Below are 16,079 nucleotides of genomic sequence, written 5' to 3'. Positions count from 1 at the left end.
TTCCATGAAGTCAGGAGGCGGCCAGGGCGGCGGCCTCCCGGTGCAGCAGGGCCCGCAGGGCCATCTGGTCGCGGACGCGCTGTACGAGGTTGTGCCACTGGCGGCTGAAGCCGGGGTGCTGCTCCAGGGTGTGCCAGAGCGGGCCGAGCGCCGGGTCGACGCGGGCCATGGGCATCCAGAGGTGGAGCAGGTGGTCGACGAGCGGACGCAGCACCTTGAGGGCGGCGGCGCCGTCTGCCCGGGCGAGCGGCAGCCCGTCGAGTTTCTGGCCGACGGTGGTCAGCAGCCAGTCGTGCAGGGCCAGGTCCTCGCAGAACCCGGCGACGGCGGCGGGTGCCAGGTCCTCGGGGACGCTCAGTTCCGCGGTGCGCAGCAGCCCGTCGGCGTCGTCGACGGTGAGGCTCACGAGCCGGGCCGGTGTCCCGGCGGGGGCGGGCAGGGCGACCCACCTGAGCCGGGTGGTGGGGGTGCGCAGCGGGGTGTCGTGGTCGAGGAGGCGGTGGTCGCGGGAGATCCGGGCCAGCATGCCTTCGGCGACCGAGCCGGCGTCGAGCAGGTCGGGGGCGTGCGTCTCGCGCAGGAAGCCGTCGGCGACCGCCCGGACCGGGAGCTTTCCGAGCGGGACGAGCACGCCGGGGTGGACCAGGTACTCCCCCCAGGGACGGCGCCGGTCGGGCCCGCTCGCGGCAGCGGCGAAGTGGGCCGTGGCCTGGAGCACCCGGCCCTCGGTGAGGGCGGCGCGGGCGGCGAGGGTGCCGATGGCGCGGGCCTTGGCGCCGTTGACGGCGGGCAGCCGACAGTCGACGCCGGTGAGCACGACCGGGGAGAGGGCGTGCGGGTTGGGGCGCCGGGAGAGGCGGACGCGTTCGTCGGGGCGCAGCCGCAGCAGCCGTTCGGCGGTGCGCTCGCTCACCGCGTCGCGGGTGGGCAGCAGGCAGGTGCGGACCTCGCCGCACATCAGGGCCGGGGTGGCGGCCATGTCAGAGCCCCGGCGGGAAGAGGTAGGAGGTGCGTTCCGCGACGCCCTCGGGGAGGGTGACCTTCTCCTGGCGGGCCCGCTCCACGGCCTGGCCGACCGCGTCGGCGTCGACGTGGACCTGGCCGAGGATGACGCGTACGGCGTGTTCGACGGGCAGGAAGCGGACCGGGAGGGCGCTGCACGTGTAGTACGCGGTGAAGGGCGGCGCGGCCGGGTTGAGCCGGAGCAGGGGCGGCAGCGCGTCCCAGTCGTCGGGGAAGGGCAGGTCCCGTTCCCAGGGGGTCGGGGTGAGGACGGCGCGGCCGTCGTCGCGCAGCAGCCCGAGCCGGGCGAGCTGCCAGACGGCGGCGAGGAAGGCGCAGGACCAGGTGCGGTGGGGGCCGTTGTCGTCCCAGAGTTCGACGTCGACGAAGACGGAGTGGCCGCGCGCCTCGGTCTCGGCGGGCGGCTGCCAGGCGCTGTCGGCGTCGAGGGCGGCGGAGGTGCGCCGGGTGGGCGCGCGGCGGCCGTTGGTGAGCCAGCCGGTACGGCTGACGGGCGGGCGGAAGCCGTTGCTGCCGGGCGGGGGCGACTCGACGAGCCGGTGCATCACGGACTCGGCGAGTCCGGCCCGGTCGGGGCGGGCCGGGTCGGCGAGCGCGCAGCCGGACTCGCGGGCGAGGTAGTCGATGGTGAGCCCGGCCCGCTCGGCGGCCTCCAGCAGGGTGGGCACGAGCTTGGCCGGGGTGGACAGCCGGCTGAAGTAGTCGTCGATGAGGAAACAGGTGCTGATCCGGGGCCGTTTGCCGTCGGGCAGGGTGGCGGCCCAGGCGCGGGCGGTGTCGGCCCAGGGGCGTACGGCGGTGAAGTGGCGCACCAGCCGGTCGGCGCCCTCGGCGAAGTCCTCCATGTACAAGTGGCCGAGTTCCAGGGAGAGATGGGAGTACGGCACGGATGCGGTGACCGGATCGGCGCTGGTCTCCCGGAAGACGGCGGCGGCCTCCGTCACAGTTGCCCCCAGTGCTTGTCGTCGGTGAGCCGCTCGGCCAGTTCCACCAGGGCCTGCCGGGTGGCGAAGTTGGCGATCTTGCTGTCGAGCACGTCCTCGTCGGTGATGAGCTGCTCGCGCATCTGGAGCACGGGTTCCAGCGGGATCGAGGCGAGGGCGCGGGTCTTGCCGATGCCGAGGGAGGCGGCGAGTTCCTCCAGGCGTTTGTCGCACTGGCGCATCCAGGCGTACTGCGCGGCGGGCATCTGGGCCCACTGCGGGGACTCCAGGTCGGGTACGGCGGCCCGGACGAAGCGGACGGAGCCGAGGAGCGCGGTGCGGTCGTGGCCCATGGCGATGCCGGAGCCGAGGATGCCCTGGCGGCCGGAGAGGAGTTCGGCGGCGGCCATCACGTGCTGCCGGGTCCAGCGGTGGTAGAGCAGCCAGCGGGAGCGGATGTGCCGCAGTTCCTCGCGGGCGGTGGCGGTCAGGGCGAGGTCCATGGCGTAGCTGCGCCCGGCGCTGAGGTCGACCACGACGAGGTCGAACTCGCGGTGCAGGCGCAGGAAGAGGTCGACGCAGCGGTGCAGGTTGTCCTCGTCGGTGACGAACTCGCCGCCGCCCCGGTCGCCGGGGAAGAGGACGAGGCGTCCGGAGCCGCTGGGGCGGTCGCTGAGGACGGGGTGTTCGGTTCGGCTCCACACGTCGACGCGCAGGGGTTCGCCGGTCTTGCCCTTGAGGTAGGCGTGCAGACCTCGGCCCTCGGCCTCCTCCATGACGTCGGGGGTGTCGAAGACGGCGGTGGCGGTGGGCGAGCCGAAGTCGAAGTCGAGGTAGCAGACGTCGTCGCCGTCGAGGGCGCGTCGGTAGGCGAGGTTGGCACTGGTGACGGAGCGTCCGGTACCTCCCTTGTCGGAGGCGGCGAAGACGAGCACGACTCATACCCCCTGGGACCCGGCCGCGCGGGCGCGGGCGAGGTCGTCGAGCCGGCTGAGCACGTTCAGGGCGAGCGCGCAGGACGTGCCGGGCTGGGTGTCGAGCAGGGAGCGGGCGCGGCGCAGGTCGGCTTCGATGCCCTTGAGTTCCGCCCCTTCCTGGCTCTTGGCGATGGGTGCGGGCTGTTCCAGCTGCTCGGTGCCGAGGAGGTGGGTGGCCTCGCTGAGGAGGGCGTGGGCGAGCGCGGTGGGTTCGGCGCTGCGGATGGGTGACTGGTTGTAGAGCTGTTGGGCGGCGACCATGCACTCGGTGATGCGTTCGGTGATGGTCCAGGACGGCTGGTTCTGGCGGTCGGCCGAGTCGGGGAAGATCGCGTGCACGTTGTCCCACAGGCCGACGCCGTCGCCGTCGGTGATGCGCCGCGTCCACAGATGGTCCATGGTGCGCTCGGCGAGCTGGAGCAGCCGGGTGTGGGCGGCGACGTTGCGCGAGAGGGCGCACAACTGGATGGTGCGCTTGAGGAGTTGGGCCGAGAAGTCGGTCATGGTCCACCGCATGGGCGGCCCGAGCGGGTGGTCGGAGGCGAGCGGCAGGGCGAGTCCGGGGTTGTGCAGCAGGACGGCGGAGTCCTTGCGGGTGATGCTCGCGGTGACGCGGCCGCGCTCGGCGAGGCGTTCCATGATGCCGACGGTGCGGTTGAGGTCGTCCTCGGTGGCGCGGCGGCGGACCAGGTCGTGGACGAGGATGGAGGCGACGCAGAGGGAGAAGTACTCGGACTCCATGCGCTGCCCTGTGGTGCGCCAGGGGATGTCCTCCAGGGGCCAGCGGTCGTCGTCGAAGCGGGCGATGCCGGACCAGTACTGCTGGGTGATGGTCCAGCGCAGGCGGAGCGCCTCGGCGAGTTTCTGCTGTTCCTGGTTGAGCAGGCCGAGGACGAGGGTGCGGTCGGAGAACAGGTCCTGGATGCCGTCGAGGGCGACGACGGTGAAGTAGAGGTACGGCACGGCGCGGGCGACGCCGGTGGGCTGTTCGCCGATGGACTCGGAGGTCTCCACCAAGGGTGCGCCCCGGACGACGCTCCAGGCCCAGCCGCATTCGAAGAGGCGGTTCTCGTTGCCGAGCTGTTCCTCGACGTCGACGCCGAGGACGACGCTCTCGCGGATGACGGCACGCAGGGCGCGGAAGCGCTCCTGGAACTGCTGGAGGACCATGCGGTCGGGGGTGCGGCCCTGCCCGAGGAGTCGGCACAGCGCCTGGCCCTGCGGGGAGTCGACCGTGTACACGTCGACGGTGAAGGCGCGCAGGAGGTTGACCATGGCGGCGGTGAGCCGGTCGTTGGTGGCCTGGCGCAGGGACTCGATCAGCTGGAGCGTGCCCGGCCGTTCGGTCTTGGTCTGGTAGACCTTCAGGAAGCCGAGGGTGGCCAGACACAGGGTGACGGAGAGGCTGTAGGCGTCGACGACGCCGAGGCCCCGCTGCTCCTTGGACAGTTCGTCCTCGTCGCTGAGGGCGGAGAAGTAGTTCCCGCCGGAGAAGGTGGGGGTGTCACCGGCGCGGTGGCGCTCCATGAATTCGGTGAGCACCCGGACCAGTGTCTCCGGGATCTCCGTGGCGTCCCCGACCGAACGCAGGGATTTCTCCACGTCGGGCTGGGTGGTGTCGGGCGCGTCGAGACGGAATGCGGGAGCCTCGGTCGCGGGATACAGCAGGCAGAGCAGTCGCTCGGCGTCGGCGACGCTGCTCTGTCCGCCCCCTTCTCCCCATTCCCAGGCTCCACCGGGGAAACAGTGACGTGCTACGGCCTGCCAGATCGACAGCAGATTCTGTCTGGGTTGGATCTGCATCCCCATGCCCCTCACACAGGTATGTCATCCCGACGGTGAAGACGGTGAATGGATCTCCGCATTTACCGGTCGCTCCGATGACCCGTGGCGATGATCATTCCCGTGTAGCCCTCGCGCAACAGGCCACCCGGTTTTCCCAGCCGATGAGTATCGACATTCGACGCGTGAATGTCGAGTGCCTCACGAACTCCCTGTTCATCGATGTCGAGCGCGGGGAAATCGCTCTCCCCCACCCGGTATCCCCGGGAGTGTTCCATGAACGCGGCGGCGAACGGGGCGCCCGGTTCGAGGGCGGTCATGAAACAGCCGACGGCCTGCCGGAACTCCTCCGGCGAAGTGGTCATCGACTCGGCGACGAAGAACATGGTGCCCATCGCCCAGCGCTCGTCGCCCTTGGCAAGATCGAAGAGGTTGCCCTGACGGGGGTGGACGGTCTGCGCGAACCGCGCGCGCGGGTCCTCGACCCGCTCGGGGTACGCCTCGTCACGGCACAGCACGTCCCAGAACTGGTCCCACTGGGGGCCGTACGACTCGATCTGGGAGTTCAGATACTGGACGTTCGCCGGCGAGCGCTCAAGGAGCGTGATCTTGTCGCACCAGGGAAGCATGGTGAGCGCCGGATAGATATTGGGACCCGCTCCGGCGTCGATCCCGGAGGCCACCGAACCGGAGCCGCCGAAATGCCCGCTGAAATGATCTCGGACGACGGTGATGATCGCCTCGTCATCCGGATGCAGGACGCGGTAATTGTGCTCGATGTACGCCTGGGGGTCGAAATCCTCCCACGCGACATCACCATTCAGCTTCTTCACGCCAGCAGGCGATCCCGAGGTCATTAACTCAGCGTAGCAGCATGAGAGCACAGCGAAACCCACGCCACGCAAAAATCATCAACGGGCGAGGTAAGATCAATATCGGAACTGCGCGCGATTTCGCTCGCGTGACACAGTCAACCACATTTGGTCCGGATCTCTACTTGGATGACCGAAAAACAGCGGGTAACCATGGGAGAAGCCGCACCGATCACACCTCGGATGCGGCTGCATACTGTCGCATCAGTGCGGATATCGCACGAATCTCGGGGGACCGGAAAGGGGACGGAATGATTCCTCTTCACGGAGACCGCTTCCTGCGAAAAATCACGGAAGCGGATCTCCCTGACGTGCTGCGGCTCGACCGCGAGACCTTCCCGGACGACCCCTACCCCTACTTCGCGCTCCGCCAGTTCCACGACGCCCTGGGCGACCACCTGCTCGTGGTGGACGACGGCATCGCCCTCCACGGCTACATCCTGGCGACCCCGCCGCTCCACGCCTCCAGCTGGATCCTCAGCCTCGTCGTCAGCCCGGCCCTGCGCGGCAACGGCCTGGGCCGCGAGCTGATGACCGAGATGCTGCGGCTGCTCCGCGAGGAGGGGGCGGGCGAGGTCCTCCTCACGGTCGACCCCGCGAACGACTCCGCCGTGACCCTCTACCGCCACCTCGGCTTCACGCCGTCCGGCGCGCCCGACCCCGAGTACTTCGGCCCGGGCGAACCCAGGCAGCGGATGCGGCTCGCGTTTTGAGGAGTCGCATCCCGTCAGGCTTACAAAACCTCACCCCGGCTGCGGGCGTTGGCCCGCGCCGTCGCCGCCCGGAGCCGCTCCGCCGCGGTGGCCGTACGGAGGCGGTCGGGCGGGCAGTCCCATTCGCGGCCGCCACCGAGGGGGCGGAGCTGTACGTACGGGCCCTCGTGGCCCATCACCACACCGACCCGCCCCGTCCCCATGTCCATCGCGTACGAGCCGAGCGGTGGCCGACCCTCACTCACCGCAGCGCCGCGACGAGCCGGGCCGCCGTCTCCACCGAGCACCGGCCCAACTCCACCAGCGGGCACGGGGCCTCGCGCACCACCGACACCGGGTCGATCCCCAGCGAGGGCAGCTTGATCCCGGCCTTCGCGAGTGCGTCGCGCAATTCGACGAGGGTTCGCTCCGCTTCCTCGACACAGGCCGACGCGTGCGGTGTTCCCATGGTTCGCATCCCTTCGCTTTCTTTACGCCTTCACGCTTCGTGTCCTCACGGTGACGCGATCGCCCCTATCCTCGGAAGGGGCTCGGGCCCTACAAGCGCGTGGCAGCACAAGGGGGTTGGTTGTGGCCAACGTTTCACGTCAGGCGGTCTGGGAGTTCTTCGGCACGGAGCTGAAGAGGCGTCGGGAGAACGCGGGTCTCACGCAATCGGAGCTGGGTTTGCGGGTGTTCGTCTCCGGCGGATACATCGGCCAGTTCGAGCAGGCGATCCGGAAACCTCAGCTGGACGTGGCGCGGCGGATCGACGAGGTTCTGGAGACGGACGGCATCTTCGAGCGGCTGTGCAAGAAGCTGATCGATGATCCGAGGTACGCGGATTACTTCGCCGAAGTGGTGGATCTGGAGCGTCTGGCCATGCGGATCTGCGAGTTCGCCCCGACGGTGGTTCCGGGGCTGCTCCAGACGGAGCCGTACGCCCGCGCGGTGACCATCGCGGCCAACCCGTTCAAGACCGACGAATACGTGGACGAGATCGTCTGCGCCCGACTGGAGCGGTCGCGAATCCTGAACGACGCTACAAGGCCCGAGTATTGGGTGGCTCTGCACGAAAACGTGCTGCGCAACCCCGTGGGCGGCCCGGCGGCCATGGCAGGCCAACTGGAACACATCAAGCGCCTGATCCGGGATCGAACGGCCATTGTGACGGTGATGCCGTACACGGCTGGAGCACACGCCGCGATGAACGGAGACCTCCGGCTCATGGAGTTCGACGACGCGCCACCTGTCGCCTATACAGAGACCTCGTTTTCCGGAACGCTGGTGGACGTTCCGGCCGTGGTGAAGCGAGCCCAGCGCGCATACGATCTACTCAGGGTCGCCACGCTGTCGCCGGAGGCGTCCCTGACCCTGATCGAATCGGCGGCGGAGGACTTCAGACGATGCGCGAGTACGACCTGACCAACGCCCGCTGGCATAAGAGCACCTACAGCAACGGCGAGGGTGGCAACTGCATCGAGGTAGCCGACGGAGTCCCCGGTGTCATCCCCGTACGGGACAGCAAGGTCACCGAGGGCGCCGTAGTCGTCGTCGGCACCCCCGCCTGGGCCCACTTCATCAACGCGGTCGGAGCAGCAAACCTCTGAGGGGACTCCCTGCGAACTCGCCGAGGAACTCGGCCTGGACACGACACAGGCAGAAGGCGGGGACCTGCTGTGGGTAGTCGACCAGCGCGTCACCCGTCCCGGCCCCACCCCACCCCCGGGCCACCGTCGCCAACGCGGCTCTGGACGCCGTCACCGACGAGAACTACACCTGGGTCCGACCCTGAAGCAGAACGGCCCCGCACTCCCCCTCGTCGCTCATCAACGGTTCCGCAGGCGGAGTACGACAAGCGCGGCAACGCACAGCGTCGTCACCCCGCCGGAGGCCAGGTGGATGTCGATGCCCGCCCCCGTGAACGAGGCCACGGTGTTGCAGACGACACTGACCGCCAGGACCAGCCAGAGCAAACCGCGGAGCACGTTCGTACCGCTGTTGGCCGCCCGGGTCCCGTTCCGGCCGTGGGGCGATGCGGGACGGTGAAGGTTCGTGTTCATCAGGGGAACTCCGCTCTGCGTGGCGCGACGTTGTCGACGCTACGAGCCGTCGGACCGGCGGAGCGATCCCGTGGGCGCCCCGGCCCCTGGTACAGCAGCCTGTACGGTCCGTCCGACCTTGACGCACGGGCATAGGGTGTCGGACGCACCAGCGGGCCGGTGGGAGGCGGACAGGTGAGGACCCGGCAGCACGAGAGCGTCGACGGCGGGGACGGACCTGGTACGACGCGCCCCGCGCAAGAGGCCGCAGGCGTCGTCGCTGCCACGCTGACCGCGCTGGGGCAGCTCGCGGGCGGACTCGGTACCGCTCTGCTCGCCCTGGTCGTCCTCGGCTGGCTCGCTCTGTCGGCCGTGGCCTGTCTGGTGGGCGTCGGCCTGCTCATGGTGCCGGCCGCGCTGCGCGTTCTGCACGCGCTCGCCGCGCGGGAACGGGACCGGCTTGCCCGGCACGGGTTCGAGATCGTCGCGCCCGACCCGCCGCCCGTGCGATTGCGGTCGGCGGTCGTCGATCCCACCACCCGGCGTGAGGTGGGCTGGCTGGCGGTGCATGCGACGTACGGGCTGGCCCTGGGCCTGCTCGGGGTGCTGCTGCCGATCGCGGCCGTCCGCGACATGGCCTTCCCGCTGCTGTGGCCGGTGGCACCGGACGCCACCAGCACCTCTTTGGGATTCGGCACGGCTCACTCCTGGCCACAGGCCGCAGCCGTGTCCTTGCTCGGCCTGGGGTGGATCGCCGTTCTCCTCGGGTTCGGCCCCGGTATGGCCCGGCTCCAGGCGCGGCCCGCTCTGCGCCTGCTCGCGGCCGGGCCACACGCTGATCTCTCGCTGCGGATCGCCGAACTCACCGCGACACGGGCCGCCGCCCTGGACGCCCACGCCACCGAACTGCGCCGTATCGAACGCTCCCTGCACGACGGCACCCAGAACCGCATCGTCACCGTCACCCTGCTGCTCGGCGCCGCCCGCCGCATGGTGACCCGGGATCCGGCGGGGGCCGAGGAACTCCTCGAACGCGCCCAGACAGCAGCCGAGTTGGCGCTTGCCGAACTCCGGGTGATCGCCCGCGGCATTCTGCCGCCCGTGCTGAGCGAACGGGGTCTGGCCGGTGCCCTCTCCGGTCTGGCCGTGCAGAGCGCCGTACCGTGCCGCATCGACGTCGACCTGGCGCAGCGGTGTGCCGCCTCCGTCGAGGCCACCGCCTATTTCGTGGTGGCCGAAGCGCTCTCCAATGTCGCCAAACACAGCGCCGCCACTCAGGCCACCGTCACCGTGTGCGTTCGGGGCAGCCGACTGCTGCTCCGGATCGAGGACAACGGACGGGGCGGCGCGGGCGAGGCGGGCGGCTCCGGCCTTACCGGGATTCGCCGCCGTGTCGCGGCTCACGACGGTAGCCTTCGCCTGACCAGCCCGGACGGTGGACCGACAGTGCTCGAGGTGGATCTCCCATGCGGATCGTGATAGCGGAGGACGACCCCTTGCTGCGCGAGGGACTCGCCCTGCTGCTGCGTGCGGAGTCACTCGACGTGGTCGCCAAGGCCGGAACGGCCGACGAGGCGCTCGAAGCCATCGACATCCACCGGCCCGACATAGCCGTCCTCGACGTGCGGATGCCCCCCACCCACACCGACGAGGGCATCCGTGCCGCCATCGAGGCCCGCAAGCGCCACCCCGGACTCGCCATCCTCGTCCTGTCCGCCTACGTCGAGCAGACCTTCGCCACCGAGTTGCTGACCACCGGTGTGGCCGGTCTCGGCTATCTGCTGAAGGAACGGGTCGGCCGCGTCGAGGAGTTCCTCGACGCGCTGCGACGAGTGGCGGACGGCGGTACGGCCGTCGACCCCGAAGTGGTCGCGCAGCTCTTCACCCGCTCGCGCCAGGACACCCGGCTGGAACGGCTCACCCCCCGCGAGCGGGACGTACTGGCCCTGATGGCACAGGGGCTGGGCAACAGCGCCATCGCCGAACGGCTCGTCGTCACCGACGGCGCCGTTCACAAACACATCCGCAGCATCTTCGCCAAGCTCGACCTGGCGCCACACCCGCAGGTGGACCGGCGCGTTGCCGCGGTCCTGCACTACCTGGAGAACGCCCGCCACCGCTGAGGGCCCGCGCAGGCCGGTACAGCCTGCTGCACCGCGACTCGGGAAGCGCACGGCAATGACCTTCCGGTCTGTGGCTGATGGACTCAAGTGACCCCATCAGCAACGGACTTGAAGGACAGCTCTGTGCGTGCCGAACATTCCGTCAGCCCCTCCGTCCCGCCCTCGCCTTCTGGCGGACCGCCGTCCACCGACATCCCACCCCTGCCCACCGGCCCACGTGCCCGCATCCGGCGACGGCCGCTCACCTGGTTCTTCCTCCTGGCCTTCGCCCTGAGCTGGCTGGCGTGGACACCGTACGTGCTCTCCGAGAACGGCCTGGCCGTATGGCACTTCGCGTTCCCCGGCAGCGGCGGGGCGAGCCAGCTGCTCGGGGTGCTCCCCGGCGCCTACCTCGGCCCGATCACGTCCGCCTTCGTCGTCACCGCCGCCACCGACGGCCGTCCGGGCCTGCGCGTCTGGCTGCGCCGGATGGGCCACTGGCGGGTCGGCTGGCGCTGGTACGCGGCGGTCGCCCTGTCCGTCCCCGCCGTCCTCACCCTCAGCTCCGTCGCCCTGGCGGGCCGCACCCCCGCATGGCCGTCCACAGCGGTCCTCCTCGCCTACGTTCCCGGCCTCGTCGTGCAGATGGTCACCACCGGCCTCGCCGAGGAGCCCGGCTGGCGCGACTTCGCGATGCCGCGCATGCAGCGCCGCCACAGCCCCGTCGTCGCCACCCTGACCGTCGGTGTGCTGTGGGGTCTGTGGCACCTGCCGCTGTATCTCAGCGACTGGGGCGGCTGGCCGGACGTGAGCTGGGACCTGCCGCTGGAGTTCGTCGTCACCACGGTCGCCTTCAGCTTCGTGATGACCTGGGTCTTCAACCGCACCAACGAGAGCCTGCCACTGGCCATGCTGTGCCACACCAGCGTCAACAACTTCATCTCCATCGCCTGGAGCGGCATGTTCCCGTCCCTCTCGACAAGGGACATCACCCACGCCTTCCTCCTGAGTTCGGTGACCGCGGCCCTCGTCGTGATCATCTCCACCCGTGGCCGCCTGGGTCTGCCCTCGGACAGCGCATCGTTCGACGCAACGCCCGTTCACCACTGAGTCATTGACAATCGCTGCGGCCACCGGTGTCCCTCTCGACACCCGCACCAGGGACACCGCCACACAGGCTCTCCCACTGCGCTCTTCCGGGCTCAGCCGCCGACGCGTCGCCCCCTCGGCTCAGCGGGACGCGAACCGCCGTACATACCGCCGCTGCCACGGCGTCTCCACCGCGTGCCGGTCGTAGTGCCGCCGGACGAACCCCACGGCCTCCCCCGCCGGTACGCCGTCCAGGACCGCCACGCAGGCGAGCGCCGTGCCCGTGCGGCCCCGGCCGCCCCCGCAGGCGAACTCCACGCGGTCGCCGGCCGTCCGCTCCCACGCGTCGGTGAGGACCGCGCGGGCGGCCACGTGGTCGGCCGGGAGGCGGAAGTCGGGCCAGCGCAGCCACTGGAACTCCCAGGAGACCGGGGGCGGTTGCTTGCCGAGGAGGTAGACGCCGTAGGTGGGCGGGGGTGCGGCGGGGTCCAGCGGTTTGCGCAGTCCCCGGCCGCGCACCAGGCGTCCGGAGGGCAGCCGGAGCACGCCGGGGGCGTCCTCGTTCCAGGGAGGGGTCGACGGGTCGTCACTCATGCCCGTGATTATTTCGGCGGAGGCGCGGAGCGGGCGGCGCCGACACCAACCCCCTTCCCTGGACTTGTCTCGCCGGGTATCTTGCATCGCATGGAACCAGGTGATTCGACCAAGCAGGCTCGGGCAGCCGCCCAACTGCGCAAGGGGGTGCTGGAGTACTGCGTGCTGGCGCTGATGCGGGACCGCCCCCGTTACGGGGTGGAACTCCTCCAGGCCCTGGAGGACTCCGGCGCCCTGGCGACCAGTCAGGGCACGGTCTACCCGCTGCTCTCCCGGCTCCGCCGCGACGACCTGGTCACCACCGACTGGCAGGAGTCCCCCTCGGGACCGCCCCGCCGCTACTACGCGCTCACCGACAGCGGCCGGGCCGCGCTGGACGAGTTCACCCGCGTCTGGCCCGGCTTCCGCGACGCCGTCGACACCTTCCTGGACACCCCGCCCTCCTCGACCGGAGACCTCACGTGAAGACTTCCGCCGATCTCGTCCGCGACTACCTCTCCGCCGTCGAGCGCGAGGCGTCCGCGCTTCCCGCCGAGCGCCGTCAGGAACTCCTCGCCGACCTGGCCGAGCACATAGAGGTGACGCGCGCCGAGCGCCCCGACACGGCGATCGGCGAGATCCTGGCGGGGCTGGGCGACCCCCGTACGATCGCGGCGACCGCGCTGGCCGAGGCGGGGGTCGGGTCAACGGTCCTTTTGGGAAAGGGCGTTGAGGACGCACCCGCCCGGCGCGGCAAGGTGCACCCCCTGGTCCCGCTCCTGATGCTGACCCTCTCGCTGCCCTTCATGATGATCTTCCCCGACCTGCCCGGGCCCGCCTTCGGCGTCCTGTTCCGCATCGTCGGCGCGGTGCTCCTGTGCACCTCGGTCCACTGGACCACCGTCCAGAAGACCACCGGCGTCCTGCTCACCGCCGTCCTCCCCAGCGCCGTCTTCGCCACCGCCAACCTCTCCGGCACCGGCCCGGCGACCGGCACCCCGGCCCTCCTGGCCAACCTGACGGTGTTCGTGCTGCTGGCCGGTACGGCGGCGTGGCTGTGGCGGGCGCGGCGCGTCTGAGCTTGCTGTTCAGCCTCGGGAGGGCGGTCTCGGCCCAACCGGCGTCCAGGCATCGGCCGAGTGCCAGGAGCGCGGACCGCCGACCCGGCCCCGTCGCGCAGTCCGGACGACCATCGCACGCTCCCGTTCCAGCCGGGGACTCCCCGTCGCACGCGCGGTGCGCCGACTGAGCCCTCGGCACCCGGCCGCTCAGCACCCGGCCGCCCGGCACTCCGCCGGTGGCCTTCAGTCGGCAAGGCCCTCCGCGCGGAGTACCTCGAGTTCGGCCAGGTAGGTCGCGAAATGCTTCGACCGCCTGGGGGCGATGGCCACCACCGTGTCGAAGGGAGTCGCCTCGAAGCGGCGCGCCGCGATCTGTGCGAACAAGGGCAGTCGCGCCAGGTCGCCGAACCGTTCCAGCCGGTCGCGGTACAGCAGGAACTGGGTCTCCTCGTCGCGTCGGACCAGGTGCCCGGGAACGTAGTAGAACGAGGCGGCGGAGAACGCGGCCGCGGAGATGTCCAGAGCCCAGTCGACGTCGGCGTAGTAGGCGACGATCCCGGCGGTGAACCGTTCCCGCACGTCCTGCGGCAGGGAAGGGTTCGGCGGCGTCGCCATCAGTGGGCCGATGTTCCCCGCCAGCGTCACATGCTTGAACACGCAGCCGTTCAGGTTCAGTTGCGAAGCGACGGCAAGGCCGTCGATGCGCACGTCCTCGAACCGCACTCCCTGCGCCAGGGACCGAATCACCCGACAGCGTCTGGCGGTGACATCTCTGACGACCAGCCCCAGGTGTGGATCGTCGAACTGCGCCAGGGCCGAGCCGTTGAACACGCACCGGTCCAGCTCGGCCGGACCGAGTACCCGGTTGCTGCCCAGCGACTTCACACCGACGATCTCCTGCTTCTCCCACAGCATGTGGACAATGCTCCCTCAAGGAGAGCCTCGGACCTGGTGGCCACCTAAATCCGCTTTACGGCGTGCCCCCTCCCCGTCAAGCTGGTGCCATGTCCCGCAAACTCATGTTCGTGCAGCTCAAGACGGGTTACGACACCGACCGCGGACCGTCCTGGATCGGCTGGGTGGACTTCTCGAAGACCTGGAAGACGGCCTACTTCCAAGGGCGGACCCTGCGCCGCGGCACCGGTCTCGGCCTGTCCGACGCGAACTTCTACGACGTCGACACGGACGACACGTTCTGGCTCTCCGGCCCGAAGCGCGACCGCACCGACACCCGGTACGGCCCGGACGCACCGACCGTGGAGCCCGACGCCGCCGACTCCTACCAGGCGTTCCTCCGGGGCGACCAGTGAGCGGCGCGGCCCCCCTGCCTCCCGAGACCGTACTCGTCCTCGACCGCGACGACTGGCTGCACGTCTACGCGTCCTTCGCGCACGTCACGAAAGACCTGGAGGCGATCGACGTGGCGGAGGGCGAGTACACCGCCTACGCCCCCGACGGCCGCGTACTGGCCCTCACCGCGCCCGACGGATGGCGGGGTCCGGTCGTCCTGGCCCGCACGGAGGAGTTCGACACCGCCGGGCTGGAGCGGAGGGTCACCCGCTCCTGGCAGCGCCACCAGGCCGGTCATCCCCCGCTCGACCCGCCGGAGACGGCACGCCGGTTCCTCGACGAGGAGAGCCACCCTCGCGAAGGATGGCTCGCCCGCCTGTTGAAGCGGGGCTGACCTCAGCGGCGGTCGCGCGGGCCCGTCAGGCGGGTGGCGCTCCAGTTCTCCGCCACCGCGACGGAGGAGCCGTGGGCGAGTCCGGCCGTCGTCACGTCCTCGCCGATGTCGCCGGCTTCCACATGGCCGTCGCGGCCCGGCTTCGGGGTGAGGAGCCAGATGGTGCCGCCGTCCGCGAGAACGGCCTGCGCGTCGGAGAGGGCGTCCACCAGGTCGCCGTCGCCCTCGCGCCACCACAGCAGCACCACGTCCGCGACGTCCTCGCTGTCCTCGTCGGTCAGTTCGCTGCCGGTGCGCTCCTTCACGGCCGCGCGCAACTCGTCGTCGCTGTCCTCGTCCCAGCCGATCTCCTGCACGATCTGCCCCGGCCGAATGCCCAGCCGGTCCGCCAGGCTCTGGTCCACCGTCGTCATCGTCCTACCGCCCTGTCATCGCTGTTCCCGGCCCACGGACGTGGAGCCGCGATACTCAACGGCGACAAAGGCGTGGCGTCACGGGGCAGTCGCGCGGCGATGGGGAGAACCCTTCCCCCCTCAGAACCGCCACCGCGCCTCCTCCAGCAGCCCGCTCACCTCGGAGCCGCTCAGCAGCAGCGCCACCCCGATCGCCGTCAGGGCCGCCCGCTCCGCCGGGGTGTACGGGCCGTCCGCCAGGGCGATGCGGGCCGCGTCCAGGAAGAGGGCCTCGCGGCCGGGGGCGGCGAGGTGGGGGGCCAGGGGGTCGAGGGTGGTGTGGAGTTCGAGGGCGAGGCCCGCGCCGTAGGGGCCCGCCGCGTCGGCCAGGGCGGCGAGTTCCTCTTCCGCGCAGTCCTCGACGCCGCCCGCGCGGACGGTGGCGGCGGCCTTGGCGACGGGGGCGCGGGAGGCGGTGCCGCCGGCCACCAGGACCGCGAGGGCGACCGTGTGGACCGCGTCCCGCAGCATCGTGGAGAGGCGGCGCGAGGTGGGGTGGTCCAGGGCGTCCAGGCCGTAGTGCCGCTGGCAGGCCGCACACTCCACCACCGGGCCGGTCTCGCCCCGCGAGCGGACCGGTACGCCGAGCAGGGTCAGGCGGACGTGGCCCGTCATCCGCTGGTAGTTGCGGTCGCCCCCGCAGCCGGGGCAGAAGAACTCGCCGTCCCCGGCCGGAGTCCAGGTGGTGCGGGTGCCCAGAATGCGCGCAGCCCTGGCGGCACGGCCGTCTCGTCCCCGTACTGGCAGCACGTCGCACCTCCGCGCGTAACGACGCGGCAACATCGCCGCGCTGGCGTGATGTTAGCC

General features: G+C 70.7%; 22 protein-coding genes. 10 read left to right on the top strand and 12 right to left on the bottom strand.

Going from position 1 to position 16,079, the window contains the following annotated elements; translation table 11 throughout:
- Positions 1 to 10 precede the first annotated feature (10 nt).
- The 5 genes from AB0E91_RS29825 to AB0E91_RS29805 form a co-directional block, all read right to left on the bottom strand.
- On the bottom strand, positions 11 to 979 hold the full coding sequence (locus AB0E91_RS29825; protein WP_361788227.1) for an SCO2521 family protein: 969 nt from the start codon (positions 977 to 979) through the stop codon (positions 11 to 13).
- Between the two features lies 1 nt (position 980).
- On the bottom strand, positions 981 to 1,967 hold the full coding sequence (locus AB0E91_RS29820) for an SCO2522 family protein (RefSeq protein ID WP_361788225.1): 987 nt from the start codon (positions 1,965 to 1,967) through the stop codon (positions 981 to 983).
- Complete coding sequence (locus tag AB0E91_RS29815; RefSeq protein ID WP_361788223.1) at positions 1,964 to 2,881, bottom strand: SCO2523 family variant P-loop protein; 918 nt, start codon at positions 2,879 to 2,881, stop codon at positions 1,964 to 1,966. The genes AB0E91_RS29820 and AB0E91_RS29815 overlap by 4 nt, the downstream gene beginning before the upstream one ends.
- Positions 2,882 to 2,884: 3 nt before the next feature.
- Positions 2,885 to 4,726: an SCO2524 family protein gene (locus AB0E91_RS29810; RefSeq protein WP_361788221.1), complete on the bottom strand. Its 1,842-nt coding sequence runs from the start codon at positions 4,724 to 4,726 to the stop codon at positions 2,885 to 2,887.
- Positions 4,727 to 4,788: 62 nt separating this feature from the next.
- Positions 4,789 to 5,538: an SCO2525 family SAM-dependent methyltransferase gene (locus AB0E91_RS29805; protein WP_361788219.1), complete on the bottom strand. Its 750-nt coding sequence runs from the start codon at positions 5,536 to 5,538 to the stop codon at positions 4,789 to 4,791.
- Between the two features lie 290 nt (positions 5,539 to 5,828).
- On the opposite strand from AB0E91_RS29805, the gene AB0E91_RS29800 reads away from it, so the two are divergent.
- Positions 5,829 to 6,290 (top strand): GNAT family N-acetyltransferase, encoded by a 462-nt coding sequence (locus AB0E91_RS29800; RefSeq protein WP_361788217.1) that lies wholly within the window; start codon positions 5,829 to 5,831, stop codon positions 6,288 to 6,290.
- Positions 6,291 to 6,310: 20 nt separating this feature from the next.
- On the opposite strand, the gene AB0E91_RS29795 is transcribed toward AB0E91_RS29800, so the two are convergent.
- Positions 6,311 to 6,499 carry a hypothetical protein gene (locus AB0E91_RS29795; protein ID WP_361788318.1) on the bottom strand — a complete coding sequence of 63 codons (189 nt, stop codon included), beginning with the start codon at positions 6,497 to 6,499 and terminating at the stop codon, positions 6,311 to 6,313.
- A 32-nt stretch (positions 6,500 to 6,531) separates the two neighbouring features.
- Positions 6,532 to 6,738 (bottom strand): hypothetical protein, encoded by a 207-nt coding sequence (locus tag AB0E91_RS29790; protein ID WP_361788215.1) that lies wholly within the window; start codon positions 6,736 to 6,738, stop codon positions 6,532 to 6,534.
- Positions 6,739 to 6,860: 122 nt separating this feature from the next.
- Between AB0E91_RS29790 and AB0E91_RS29785 the strand changes: the two genes are divergently transcribed.
- Together AB0E91_RS29785 and AB0E91_RS29780 are read left to right on the top strand one after the other, a co-directional pair.
- A complete protein-coding gene (locus tag AB0E91_RS29785; RefSeq protein ID WP_361788213.1) occupies positions 6,861 to 7,694 on the top strand; it encodes a helix-turn-helix transcriptional regulator in 834 nt (277 codons plus the stop codon).
- Entirely contained in the window at positions 7,676 to 7,879 is a 204-nt protein-coding gene (locus AB0E91_RS29780) for a DUF397 domain-containing protein (protein WP_361788211.1), read from the top strand. The genes AB0E91_RS29785 and AB0E91_RS29780 overlap by 19 nt, the downstream gene beginning before the upstream one ends.
- 219 nt (positions 7,880 to 8,098) lie before the next feature.
- Here AB0E91_RS29780 and AB0E91_RS29775 read toward each other — a convergent pair whose 3' ends face one another.
- On the bottom strand, positions 8,099 to 8,332 hold the full coding sequence (locus AB0E91_RS29775) for a hypothetical protein (protein WP_361788209.1): 234 nt from the start codon (positions 8,330 to 8,332) through the stop codon (positions 8,099 to 8,101).
- A 267-nt stretch (positions 8,333 to 8,599) separates the two neighbouring features.
- Here AB0E91_RS29775 and AB0E91_RS29770 point away from each other — a divergent pair, with 267 nt between their 5' ends.
- The 3 genes from AB0E91_RS29770 (at position 8,600) to AB0E91_RS29760 (ending at position 11,523) form a co-directional block, all read left to right on the top strand.
- A complete protein-coding gene (locus AB0E91_RS29770; protein WP_361788316.1) occupies positions 8,600 to 9,790 on the top strand; it encodes a sensor domain-containing protein in 1,191 nt (396 codons plus the stop codon).
- On the top strand, positions 9,778 to 10,434 hold the full coding sequence (locus tag AB0E91_RS29765; protein ID WP_361788207.1) for a response regulator transcription factor: 657 nt from the start codon (positions 9,778 to 9,780) through the stop codon (positions 10,432 to 10,434). Before AB0E91_RS29770 ends, AB0E91_RS29765 begins: the two co-directional genes overlap by 13 nt.
- A gap of 123 nt (positions 10,435 to 10,557) precedes the next feature.
- Positions 10,558 to 11,523: a type II CAAX endopeptidase family protein gene (locus AB0E91_RS29760; RefSeq protein WP_361788205.1), complete on the top strand. Its 966-nt coding sequence runs from the start codon at positions 10,558 to 10,560 to the stop codon at positions 11,521 to 11,523.
- Positions 11,524 to 11,643: 120 nt separating this feature from the next.
- On the opposite strand, the gene AB0E91_RS29755 is transcribed toward AB0E91_RS29760, so the two are convergent.
- Positions 11,644 to 12,096 (bottom strand): protein phosphatase, encoded by a 453-nt coding sequence (locus tag AB0E91_RS29755; RefSeq protein ID WP_361788203.1) that lies wholly within the window; start codon positions 12,094 to 12,096, stop codon positions 11,644 to 11,646.
- 90 nt (positions 12,097 to 12,186) lie between these two features.
- Here AB0E91_RS29755 and AB0E91_RS29750 point away from each other — a divergent pair, with 90 nt between their 5' ends.
- Complete coding sequence (locus AB0E91_RS29750; RefSeq protein ID WP_361788201.1) at positions 12,187 to 12,561, top strand: PadR family transcriptional regulator; 375 nt, start codon at positions 12,187 to 12,189, stop codon at positions 12,559 to 12,561.
- Positions 12,558 to 13,154 (top strand): hypothetical protein, encoded by a 597-nt coding sequence (locus AB0E91_RS29745; protein ID WP_361788199.1) that lies wholly within the window; start codon positions 12,558 to 12,560, stop codon positions 13,152 to 13,154. Before AB0E91_RS29750 ends, AB0E91_RS29745 begins: the two co-directional genes overlap by 4 nt.
- Before the next feature lie 225 nt (positions 13,155 to 13,379).
- Here the strand turns inward: AB0E91_RS29745 and AB0E91_RS29740 are convergent, their stop codons facing one another.
- Positions 13,380 to 14,051, bottom strand: a complete 672-nt coding sequence (locus AB0E91_RS29740) for a hypothetical protein (RefSeq protein ID WP_361788197.1) — start codon at positions 14,049 to 14,051, stop codon at positions 13,380 to 13,382.
- Between the two features lie 89 nt (positions 14,052 to 14,140).
- Between AB0E91_RS29740 and AB0E91_RS29735 the strand changes: the two genes are divergently transcribed.
- A complete protein-coding gene (locus tag AB0E91_RS29735; protein ID WP_361788195.1) occupies positions 14,141 to 14,446 on the top strand; it encodes a hypothetical protein in 306 nt (101 codons plus the stop codon).
- Positions 14,443 to 14,820, top strand: coding sequence for a hypothetical protein (locus AB0E91_RS29730; protein ID WP_361788193.1), 378 nt, complete (start codon positions 14,443 to 14,445; stop codon positions 14,818 to 14,820). The genes AB0E91_RS29735 and AB0E91_RS29730 overlap by 4 nt, the downstream gene beginning before the upstream one ends.
- 2 nt (positions 14,821 to 14,822) lie before the next feature.
- Here AB0E91_RS29730 and AB0E91_RS29725 read toward each other — a convergent pair whose 3' ends face one another.
- Both AB0E91_RS29725 and AB0E91_RS29720 read right to left on the bottom strand, forming a co-directional pair.
- Entirely contained in the window at positions 14,823 to 15,224 is a 402-nt protein-coding gene (locus AB0E91_RS29725) for a DUF3052 domain-containing protein (protein WP_361788191.1), read from the bottom strand.
- A 129-nt stretch (positions 15,225 to 15,353) separates the two neighbouring features.
- Positions 15,354 to 16,022, bottom strand: coding sequence for a TerB family tellurite resistance protein (locus AB0E91_RS29720; RefSeq protein WP_361788189.1), 669 nt, complete (start codon positions 16,020 to 16,022; stop codon positions 15,354 to 15,356).
- Between the last annotated feature and the right edge of the window lie 57 nt (positions 16,023 to 16,079).

Origin of the sequence: Streptomyces sp. NPDC026659 (genome assembly GCF_040638245.1) — a bacterium.
In the GTDB taxonomy this organism is placed as follows: Bacteria; Actinomycetota; Actinomycetes; order Streptomycetales; family Streptomycetaceae; genus Streptomyces.
Note: the sequence above shows the minus strand (reverse complement) of the source record. Positions and strands in the feature narration are given on the sequence as shown.

What these genes read in the sequence shown, in the direction of transcription:
- AB0E91_RS29765 (WP_361788207.1), top strand. Translation starts at nt 9,778, where the DNA reads ATGCGGATCGTGATAGCGGAGGACGACCCCTTGCTGCGCGAGGGACTC.
- AB0E91_RS29735 (WP_361788195.1), top strand. Translation starts at nt 14,141, where the DNA reads ATGTCCCGCAAACTCATGTTCGTGCAGCTCAAGACGGGTTACGACACC.
- AB0E91_RS29800 (WP_361788217.1), top strand. Translation starts at nt 5,829, where the DNA reads ATGATTCCTCTTCACGGAGACCGCTTCCTGCGAAAAATCACGGAAGCG.
- AB0E91_RS29740 (WP_361788197.1), bottom strand. Translation starts at nt 14,051, where the DNA reads ATGCTGTGGGAGAAGCAGGAGATCGTCGGTGTGAAGTCGCTGGGCAGC.
- AB0E91_RS29825 (WP_361788227.1), bottom strand. Translation starts at nt 979, where the DNA reads ATGGCCGCCACCCCGGCCCTGATGTGCGGCGAGGTCCGCACCTGCCTG.
- AB0E91_RS29795 (WP_361788318.1), bottom strand. Translation starts at nt 6,499, where the DNA reads ATGGACATGGGGACGGGGCGGGTCGGTGTGGTGATGGGCCACGAGGGC.
- AB0E91_RS29755 (WP_361788203.1), bottom strand. Translation starts at nt 12,096, where the DNA reads ATGAGTGACGACCCGTCGACCCCTCCCTGGAACGAGGACGCCCCCGGC.
- AB0E91_RS29780 (WP_361788211.1), top strand. Translation starts at nt 7,676, where the DNA reads ATGCGCGAGTACGACCTGACCAACGCCCGCTGGCATAAGAGCACCTAC.
- AB0E91_RS29810 (WP_361788221.1), bottom strand. Translation starts at nt 4,726, where the DNA reads ATGCAGATCCAACCCAGACAGAATCTGCTGTCGATCTGGCAGGCCGTA.
- AB0E91_RS29775 (WP_361788209.1), bottom strand. Translation starts at nt 8,332, where the DNA reads ATGAACACGAACCTTCACCGTCCCGCATCGCCCCACGGCCGGAACGGG.
- AB0E91_RS29750 (WP_361788201.1), top strand. Translation starts at nt 12,187, where the DNA reads ATGGAACCAGGTGATTCGACCAAGCAGGCTCGGGCAGCCGCCCAACTG.
- AB0E91_RS29790 (WP_361788215.1), bottom strand. Translation starts at nt 6,738, where the DNA reads ATGGGAACACCGCACGCGTCGGCCTGTGTCGAGGAAGCGGAGCGAACC.